Source organism: Pseudomonas sp. NPDC089392 (genome assembly GCF_044749595.1).
GTDB lineage: Bacteria > Pseudomonadota > Gammaproteobacteria > Pseudomonadales > Pseudomonadaceae > Aquipseudomonas.
The window spans coordinates 83,072-92,759 of the sequence record NZ_JBIVIF010000004.1 but is presented as its reverse complement, the minus strand read 5'-3'; the positions used below and the strand labels follow the sequence as shown (position 1 = coordinate 92,759).

Annotated in this window: 8 protein-coding genes; 7 read left to right on the top strand and 1 reads right to left on the bottom strand. The window is 60.2% G+C overall.

From position 1 onward, the window contains the following. Window positions 1-190: 190 nt before the first annotated feature. The gene (norR, locus tag ACIP1G_RS05840; RefSeq protein WP_400734637.1) at window positions 191-1,744 is read right to left on the bottom strand and encodes a nitric oxide reductase transcriptional regulator NorR; all 1,554 of its coding nucleotides are present in this window, start codon (window positions 1,742-1,744) and stop codon (window positions 191-193) included. 154 nt (window positions 1,745-1,898) lie between these two features. Between norR and hmpA the strand changes: the two genes are divergently transcribed. The 7 genes from hmpA (at window position 1,899) to cyoE (ending at window position 9,528) form a co-directional block, all read left to right on the top strand. Continuing rightward, window positions 1,899-3,077, top strand: a complete 1,179-nt coding sequence (hmpA, locus tag ACIP1G_RS05835; protein ID WP_400734636.1) for an NO-inducible flavohemoprotein — start codon at window positions 1,899-1,901, stop codon at window positions 3,075-3,077. A 557-nt stretch (window positions 3,078-3,634) separates the two neighbouring features. Beyond that, window positions 3,635-4,141, top strand: coding sequence for a disulfide bond formation protein B (locus tag ACIP1G_RS05830; protein ID WP_400734634.1), 507 nt, complete (start codon window positions 3,635-3,637; stop codon window positions 4,139-4,141). A gap of 559 nt (window positions 4,142-4,700) precedes the next feature. Then, window positions 4,701-5,645: a ubiquinol oxidase subunit II gene (gene cyoA, locus ACIP1G_RS05825; RefSeq protein ID WP_400615125.1), complete on the top strand. Its 945-nt coding sequence runs from the start codon at window positions 4,701-4,703 to the stop codon at window positions 5,643-5,645. Window positions 5,646-5,648: 3 nt separating this feature from the next. Beyond that, window positions 5,649-7,667, top strand: coding sequence for a cytochrome o ubiquinol oxidase subunit I (cyoB, locus tag ACIP1G_RS05820; RefSeq protein ID WP_400734632.1), 2,019 nt, complete (start codon window positions 5,649-5,651; stop codon window positions 7,665-7,667). Window positions 7,668-7,670: 3 nt separating this feature from the next. Beyond that, a complete protein-coding gene (gene cyoC, locus ACIP1G_RS05815; RefSeq protein ID WP_016484942.1) occupies window positions 7,671-8,297 on the top strand; it encodes a cytochrome o ubiquinol oxidase subunit III in 627 nt (208 codons plus the stop codon). Further along, a complete protein-coding gene (gene cyoD, locus ACIP1G_RS05810) occupies window positions 8,297-8,629 on the top strand; it encodes a cytochrome o ubiquinol oxidase subunit IV (protein ID WP_306378959.1) in 333 nt (110 codons plus the stop codon). The genes cyoC and cyoD overlap by 1 nt, the downstream gene beginning before the upstream one ends. 11 nt (window positions 8,630-8,640) lie before the next feature. Next, complete coding sequence (gene cyoE / locus ACIP1G_RS05805; protein WP_012270561.1) at window positions 8,641-9,528, top strand: heme o synthase; 888 nt, start codon at window positions 8,641-8,643, stop codon at window positions 9,526-9,528. Window positions 9,529-9,688 lie beyond the last annotated feature (160 nt).

Genomic DNA, 9,688 nt, shown 5'->3' with positions numbered 1-9,688 from the left:
GGATGCTCCCTGCTGGTATCCGGATCCCAGGCCCAAGTTATTCGGGCCACAACTGGCGCAACAGGGCCCTTGCAGGGGTATCGCGCACAGCCTCGACCAGGCAGTCGAGAATCGGGTGGTTAGGGAGATATAGCAGTCCAGCAGGCGCCAACCAGATGGCTTTCTGGGTTAATCCTTTTGTAGGTAAACCTCAGCGAAGCCCCAGCCGGCGGGCCAATCGGCTCAGGTTTGCGCGGTCCAGACCAAGCTCACGAGCAGCTGCTGCCCAGTTTTCTTCATGCCGTTGCAGGCAAGCTTCGATCACTTGGCGTTGGTAGATGTCGACGGCTTCGCGCAGGCCGCCTTCGGGCAGTGTTGCCGCCTGCAAGGGTGCGGCGGGGGAGGGCAGGGGGCCCGGCGTGGCCGTTACGCGCAGGTCCAGGTCTACGGCTTCCAGGGTGAGGATGCGTGGCCGATCGGGGTGCTGGCCCAGCGCCTTGAGTGCCGAGCGGCCAATCAGGTGTTCCAGTTCACGCACGTTGCCTGGCCAGTCGTAAGCCAGCAGTGCGGCCTGGGCTTCGCTGCTCAGGCGCAGGCTGTTCAGACCCAGGCGCGAACGGTTCTGTTCGAGGAAGTACCCGGCCAATAGCAGCACGTCTTTGCCACGTTCGCGCAACGGCGGCACGTGCAGCGGGTACACGCTGAGGCGGTGATAGAAGTCGGCGCGGAAGTTGCCGGTGCGTACTTCTGCTGCCAGGTCACGGTTGGTCGCGGCAATCAGGCGCACGTCCACGCGGTGCTCGCGGTCCGAGCCCAGGCGTTGCAGTTGGCCGCTCTGCAGCACGCGCAACAGCTTGGCCTGCACGGTCAGCGGTAGTTCGCCCACTTCATCGAGGAATAGCGTGCCGCCATTGGCCAGCTCGAACTTGCCGCGGCGCTCGCCGTGCGCGCCGGTGAAGGCACCGCGGACATGGCCGAACAGTTCGCTTTCCACCAAGGTGTCGGGCAGGGCGGCGCAGTTGAGGCTGACCAGCGGTTTGTCGGCGCGGCTACTGGCTTGGTGCAGGGCCTGGGCCACCAGTTCCTTGCCAACGCCGGTTTCGCCGGTGATCAGCACGGTCAGGTCGCTGCCACCGACCAGGCGGATCTCCTCTACCAGGCGTTTGTGTGCGGGGCTCTGGCCAATCAGCTCTTTATCCTGGCCGCTGGCCTGGCGGTAGATCTCGGCGCGGTGGTGTTCGTCCTCGGCGCGCAGGGCCAGGTGCTCGATGCGCTCGGCCACGGTGACTGTGGCGGCGGCCAGGCTGGCAAAGGCCTGCAGGGCATCCAGCTCCATGCTCTGGAACTGCCCCGGGGTGAGGGCATCGAGGGTGACCAGGCCCCACGGGCGCTCATCGACCATCAACGGGCAGCCCATGCAGTCGTGCACCTCCAGGTCGGCATCGGGGGCGTTGACCAAGCCATCGTAAGGGTCGGGCAGTTCGGAGTCACTGGCGAAACGGGTGGGGTGCGGGCTGCTGAGCAGAATCTGGAAGCGCGGGTGTTCGCTGACCCGAAAGCGCCGGCCCAAGGTGTCGGGGCTCAAGCCATCCACCGCCAACGGCACCAGCCACTCGCCGTCCAGGCGCAGCAGTGCGGCGGCATCGCACGGCAGCAGCCCACGCATGGCCTGCAGCAGGCGGCGGTAGCGTTCCTGGTCGGGCAAATCACGGGACAGGTCGCTGACCAGTGGCAGCAGGGTTGTGAGCAGGGGCTTTGTGGTCATAAGGACTCCAGTAGGTCGATACGACTATACGTCCGGCAGGGTCGTTTTGACATGACCTGCGTCAACCCCCTGATTTTGCTGGCGATAAAAGTTGGCACGATTGCTGTAATAGCAGGGGCAGTCATTTGAAGCCACAGGCTCAGGAGTTGTTGCAATGCTCAATGCCGAACAACGTGCAATCATCAAGGCCACCGTACCCCTGCTGGAAAGCGGCGGCGAAGCGCTGACCACCCACTTCTACAAGATGATGCTCAGCGAGTACCCAGAAGTGCGCCCGCTGTTCAACCAGGCCCACCAGGCCAGCGGTGACCAGCCGCGCGCCCTGGCCAACGGCGTGCTGATGTATGCCCGTCACATTGACCAGCTGGAGCAACTGGGCGGCCTGGTCGGTCAGATTATCAACAAGCACGTTGCCCTGCAGATTCTGCCGGAGCACTACCCGATCGTAGGCAGCTGCCTGCTGCGCGCTATCGAGGAAGTGCTGGGCAAGGAAATCGCTACCCCTGCGGTCATCGAGGCTTGGGGTGCGGCTTATGGCCAGCTGGCCGACATCCTGATCGGTGCAGAAGAAGGTTTGTATAAACAGAAGGAAGAGGCCGAGGGTGGCTGGCGCGGGACTCGCGAGTTCCGCCTGGTGCGCCGCGAGCAGGAAAGCAGCGAGATCGTTTCGTTCTACTTCGCCCCAGTGGATGGCAAGCCGGTACTCAAAGCTGAGCCTGGCCAGTACATCGGCCTGAAGCTGGACATCGACGGTGCCGAGCAGCGCCGCAATTATTCCCTGTCGGCGCTGTGTGACGGCAAGGAATATCGCATCAGCGTCAAGCGCGAAGAGGGCGGCAAGGTCTCCAACTACCTGCACGACGAGCTGGTGGTCGGCGAGACCCTGCAACTGTTCCCGCCTGCCGGTGACTTTACCCTGGCGGCCAGCGACAAGCCGCTGGTGCTGATCAGTGGCGGGGTGGGCATTACCCCGACCCTGGCGATGCTGCAGGCAGCACTGCAAACCCAGCGCGAGGTGCATTTCATTCACTGTGCGCGTAATGGTGGTGTGCATGCCTTCCGTGACTGGATCGATGGCTTGGCCGAGCGTCATCCGCAGCTCAAGCGCTTCTATTGCTATGAGGATCCTGAAGGTGGTGCTGCGGCCGATGCCGTGGGCCTGCTGAGCGAGGACCTGTTGGCCGAATGGTTGCCGCAGGAGCGTGATGTGGATGCCTACTTCCTTGGGCCCAAGGGCTTCATGGCGGCGGTCAAGCGCCAGCTGAAGGGCCTGGGTGTGCCGGAGCACCAGAGCCGCTACGAGTTCTTTGGGCCGGCGGCGGCGCTGGAGTGATGTAGCGCCTGTACTGGCCTCTTCGCGGGTAAACCCGCTCCCACAGGTATTGCACCGGTTTTGAATGTGGTGCGGTCCCTGTGGGAGCGGGTTTACCCGCGAAGAGGCTGGTACAGGCATAAGCAATCATCCCAGCCGCTGGCAAGCCAGCTCCCTCGCAGCACTGCTCCCGCCCGTGGGTAATCGAGAACGAAACGGTCGACCGCATTCGTCGCCTGGGGGCTGGCTTGCCAGCGGCTGGGCCGCACCTCACCTTCCTGCCTATATATAAAGGAGAGATGAAAGCGCCTGCGCAGCTTTCATCGTTAATCATCCTTTAATCACGGTATCCTTCACTCCCGGGTGTCGAGGGGCTTGCCCCTGCGCGGCACCCAGGCAGCCGTTTTTTGCCGCCCGATGTTGAACCGACGTCGCTGCGGCCGGTCTCAGCCACACCGGATAGCCCTGCGCAGTGCTATCGCGCCGCCTCCTCGGCACGCTCAAAGGCCCTGCCCAGCGTGTAGACTTGCGCCAAGGCAGGCGGACCACGCTGCCACTATCCATCGAAGGAACCGGCAATGAACGAACAAACATCGCGCCTGAATCGGGAACGGCGCTTTCTGGTGCTGTTGGGCCTGATCTGCCTGTCGCTGATTGGCGGCGCTCTCTACATGCAGGTGGTGCTGGGCGAGGCCCCTTGCCCGTTGTGCATCCTGCAGCGCTATGCGCTGCTGTTCATTGCCGTGTTCGCCTTTCTTGCCGCAGCAATGCCGGGGCGGCGCAGCCTGACCTTATTCGAAGTGCTGGTGGTACTTAGCGCAGTCGGCGGAATCGTTGCGGCTGGCAATCATGTGTATATACTCGCCAACCCCATGGTCAGTTGCGGTATCGACACCTTGCAACCAATCGTGGATGACCTGCCGCTGGCCAAGCTGTGGCCGCTGGCGTTCCAGGTCGACGGCTTCTGCAGCACGCCGTACCCACCGATCCTCGGTTTGTCGCTCGCGCAATGGGCGCTTGTGGCGTTTGTGCTGACCGCCATCCTGGTGCCGTTCTGCATCTACCGCAACCGACGCCAAGGTTAGACAAAAGTCCCGAATTGCATGGGGTCTTTTGCAGCGCATGAGAAGAGCGAAAAGTTGCCCTCCGCTTGATCCAGATCAACCCCAAGGCCTTGCAGAATGCGGCTTTGGGGCCTAGCAAGCGGGGTGCGACAAACTGTCGCGAAGTTGAATTATCGGACATCATTGTTACGTAATCTGTAAAAGACTGTTGCTCAATAAGTCATAGTCAAGGGTTGGCGACCTCACTACAATCGCCCCCAATTTCCGTTCGGCACTGCTTGCGAGTCGCAGGATTGAAGGAAGCCCCAGCGCTCCTTTTTGCTGACTTCGTCAAGTTTCGCCCAACGGCGATACCGGGCGGACCCCCCTCCGCGTTTTCCCGCACCAAATGGACTTGGTCTGAAGTACAGGCCTGTTGCCTACGAAACCATAAGCACCGTTAACACGTTTGAAGCCAAGGTCCTGCAGTCGGACCCCAGGCGGGAGCGAGTACGGGCGCGAAATGCCTCACTTGGCAGGACGAAGTGTTGGCTACCAAAACACAAATTGCATTGAAGCAAGCTGATCTAGAGGTCGTGAGATGAGTAAAAAGCGTTACCCCAGACTGTTTGGCATATTGCCCGTTTTAGGCATGCTTTTACTCAGTGGGTGCAACTGGACCCTGCTCGACCCGAAGGGCCAGGTCGGCATTGAGCAAAAGAACCTGATCCTGATCGCAACCGGCCTGATGCTGCTGGTGGTGATTCCCGTCATCATCATGACCCTGGCGTTCGCCTGGAAGTACCGTGCTTCCAACAAGGCAGCCACCTACACCCCTGACTGGTCGCACTCGACCAAGATCGAGGCCGCGGTGTGGATCATCCCGATCCTGATCATCATTGCCCTGGGTTACGTCACCTACAAGTCCACCCACAAGCTGGATCCGTACCGTCCGCTGGATTCGGACGTGAAGCCGATTCAGATCGACGTGGTCGCGCTGGACTGGAAGTGGCTGTTCATCTACCCGGAACAGGGCATTGCCACCGTCAACAAGATCAACTTCCCGGCTAACACCCCGGTGAACTTCCGCGTCACCTCCGACGCCGTGATGAACTCGTTCTTCATCCCGGGCCTGGGTGGCCAGATCTACGCCATGGCCGGCATGACCACCAAACTGCACCTGATCGCCAACGAGAACGGTGTTTTTGACGGTATCAGCGCCAACTACAGCGGTGCTGGTTTCACCGGCATGAAATTCAAGGCTACTGCCACCTCTCAGGAAGACTTCGACAAGTGGGTCGCCGAGGTCAAGCAGTCGCCGTTGAAACTGGGCAAAGCCGAGTACGAAGCTCTGGCCAAGCCTAGCGAATACAACCCAGTCGCGCTGTACAGCGAGGCGCCAGCAGAGCTGTTCCAGTCCATCGTCGACAAGTACGAAGGCATGAACCGCGGCAAGCCGGTCCACGAAGAAGCAGGCAGCAAAGATCTGGCCACAACCAAGGGTGTGGAATCGAGTATGCAACCAGCTGCCGGTGCAGAGGAGTAAGAGATGTTCGGTAAACTAAGCCTGGAGGCGATACCCTATCACGAGCCGATAGTCATGGTGACGCTTGCCATGATCGCGCTCGGCGGTATCGCTGTCGTCGGTCTTATCACCTATTTCCGCAAGTGGACCTACTTGTGGAGCGAGTGGCTGACTACTGTCGACCACAAAAAGATCGGCGTGATGTACATCATCGTCGCGATGGTCATGCTGCTGCGCGGCTTTGCCGACGCCATCATGATGCGTACCCAGCTGGCTGCCGCAACCGGTGGCTCCGAAGGCTACCTGCCGCCTGAACACTATGACCAGATCTTCACCGCTCACGGTGTGATCATGATCATCTTCATGGCGATGCCGTTCTTCACCGGCCTGATGAACCTGGCGGTTCCTCTGCAGATCGGTGCACGTGACGTTGCCTTCCCGTTCCTGAACTCCCTGAGCTTCTACCTGCTGCTGGCAGGCGTGCTGCTGGTCAACATCTCGCTGGGCGTTGGTGAATTCGCCAAGACCGGCTGGGTTGCCTATCCGCCGCTCGCGGGCATTCAGTACAGCCCTGGGGTGGGTGTCGACTACTACATCTGGGCGCTACAGCTATCCGGATTGGGTACGACGCTTACCGGCGTGAACTTCCTCGTCACCGTGATGAAGATGCGCGCACCTGGCATGAAGCTGATGGACATGCCGATCTTCACCTGGACCTGCACCTGGGCCAACGTACTGATCGTTGCTTCGTTCCCGATTCTGACTGCTGCACTCGCTCTGCTGACTGTTGACCGTTATCTGGACTTCCACATTTTCACCAACGAGCTTGGTGGGAACCCGATGATGTACGTCAACCTGTTCTGGGCGTGGGGTCACCCTGAGGTTTACATCCTGATCCTGCCGGCCTTCGGCGTGTTCTCGGAAGTTACCTCGACGTTCTCTGGCAAACGCCTGTTCGGCCACCACTCGATGATCTACGCATCGGGCGCGATCGCCATCCTCGGCTTTGCAGTATGGCTGCACCACTTCTTCACCATGGGTGCCGGCGCCAGCGTCAACACCTTCTTCGGCCTGGCGACGATGCTGATCTCCATCCCGACTGGTGTGAAGCTGTTCAACTGGCTGTTCACCATGTACCAAGGCCGTGTGCGCTTCACCGCACCGATGCTCTGGACCCTGGGCTTCATGGTCACCTTCTCCATCGGTGGCATGACCGGCGTACTGCTGGCCGTTCCAGGTGCTGACTTCGTCCTGCACAACAGCCTGTTCGTAATTGCGCACTTCCACAACGTGATCATCGGTGGCGCGGTATTCGGCTACATCGCCGGTTTCGCCTTCTGGTTCCCGAAAGCCTTCGGCTTCACCTTGAACGAGAAGTGGGGCAAAGCTGCCTTCTGGTTCTGGCTGTCGGGCTTCTACGTTGCGTTCATGCCGCTGTACGCCCTGGGCTTCATGGGCATGACCCGTCGTCTGAACCACTCCGACAACCCACTGTGGGAACCCTACCTGTACGTAGCCGTTGTCGGCGCCGTGCTGATCCTGTTCGGTATCGCTTGCCAGCTGATCCAGATCTTCGTTTCGGTTCGCGACCGCAAAGACAACATGGACGTCACTGGCGACCCATGGGGCGGCCGTACCATCGAGTGGTCCACTTCGTCGCCACCACCGTTCTACAACTTCGCTCACATGCCTGAGAAAGTTGGCCTGGACGCCTGGCACGAAGCCAAGGAAGCTGGCGTTGCGTACAAGGTTCCGGCCAAGTACGAAGCGATCCACATGCCGAGCAACACCTCCACCGGTCTGTTCATGGGTCTGTTCCTGACCGTGTTCGGCTTCGCCTTCATCTGGCACATCTGGTGGCTGGTGGGCGCGAGCCTGTTGGCAACCATCGCAGTCTTCGTTCGCCACGCTGCACGTGACGACCAGGGCTACATGGTTCCGGCCGAAGAAGTGGCGCGCATCGAAGGCGAGCGCATGAAAGCGCTGGCCAAAGCAGGTGTTCTGCCTGCCGGCGCACGTGTCGAATCGTTTGAGCGGGTGTAATCAATGTCCAGTCAAGTAATGCACGGCGGCGCTGCTCATGGTCACGACCATGGGCATGACGACCACCACCACGACTCGGGCCAGATGACCGTACTGGGCTTCTGGCTGTACCTGATGACCGACTGCATCCTGTTTGCGTCGCTCTTCGCCACCTACGCGGTGCTGTCCGGCAGTTTTGCCGGCGGCCCGTCGGGTCACGACATCTTCCAGCTCGATTTCGTAGCTGTTGAAACGCTGTTCCTGCTGCTGTCCTCGATCACCTTCGGCTTCGCCATGCTGAAGATGTTCGATGGCAAGAAAGCGGGTGTACTGGGCTGGTTGGCTGTGACCTTCCTGTTTGGTGCAGGCTTCATCGCGATGGAAATCTATGAATTCCATCACCTGATCAGCGAGGGCTTCGGCCCGCAGCGCAGTGGCTTCCTGTCGGCGTTCTTCGCCCTGGTAGGTACCCACGGCCTGCACGTGACTGCCGGCCTGATCTGGATGGCAATCATGATGTACCAGATCAACAAGCACGGCATCACGCCGACCGCCAAGACCCGCATGAGCTGCCTGAGCCTGTTCTGGCACTTCCTGGACGTAGTCTGGATCTGCGTATTCACCGTCGTCTACCTGCTGGGAGTTCTGTAATGGCTAGCGCACACGACACTCATCACGAAGGTAACCACGGCAGCGTCAAGTCGTACATGATCGGCTTCGTACTGTCGATCATCTTGACCGCGATCCCGTTCGGCCTGGCCATGACTGCCAGCCTGCCGAAGAACCTGACCGTTCTGATCATTGTTGCCATGGCCGTGATCCAGGTAGTTGTACACCTGGTTTACTTCCTGCACATGGACCGCTCGAAAGAGCAACGCAACAACGTGTCGACGTTCCTGTTCACCGTCCTGGTTATTGCACTGCTGGTCGGCCTGTCGCTGTGGATCATGTTCAACATCCACATCGAAATGATGGCCAAGTGAGGTAAGACTGCATGTCCGTTAAGCACTTTATCCAAATCACCAAACCGGGGATCATTTTCGGTAACGTGCTTTCCGTGGCAGGCGGTTTCTTCCTTGCCTCGAAGGGCCATGTGGATTTCGCCTTGTTCCTGGCGGTGGTGATCGGTACTTCGCTGGTGGTTGCGTCCGGATGCGTTTTCAACAACTGCATCGACCGTGACATCGACCACAAGATGGAGCGCACCAAGAACCGCGTCATGGTGCAAGGCGGCATGTCGCTGCCCCTCGCGCTGATCTACGCCACCCTGCTCGGGGTGGCGGGTTTCAGCCTGCTGTATGTTCAGGCCAACCCGCTGTCGGCGTTCTGCGCGCTGATTGGCTTCATTGTCTACGTCGGTTTCTACAGCCTGTGGCTGAAGCGTAAATCGGTGCACGGCACCTTGGTCGGCAGCCTGTCCGGTGCCATGCCTCCGGTGATCGGCTACTGCGCCGTAAGCAACAGCTTCGACCTGGCTGCAGTTACCCTGCTGGTGATGTTCAGCCTGTGGCAGATGCCGCACAGCTTTGCCATCGCCATCTTCCGCTTCAAGGACTACAGCGCTGCCAACATTCCGGTGTTGCCGGTGGCGCGCGGTGTTCTCGCGGCGAAGAAGCAGATCGTGCTGTACGTGCTGGCCTTCGTGCTCGCCACCTTGATGCTTACCCTCGGCGGTTACGCCGGCCTCGGCTACCTGGCCGTGGCAGCTGCCATGGGCCTGTACTGGCTGTACATGGCGTGGGGTGGTTACAAGGCCGAGGACGACAGCAAGTGGGCCCGCAAGGTGTTCGGCTTCTCCATCCTCACTGTCACTGCCCTGAGCGTGATGATGGGTGTGGACAGCCAGACCGCTGCGGACGTGCTGATGACATACGCACGCTGAAATTGCTGCCTGTTTCACGAAAACCCCGGCCATTGTGCCGGGGTTTTTTTATGGGTGTTTTCCTGTGCCGGCCTCTTCGCGGGTGAACCCGCTCCTACAACTGGGTCGCGGTCCTTGTAGGAGCGGGTTTACCCGCGAAAGGGCCGGCCCTGAAAACATG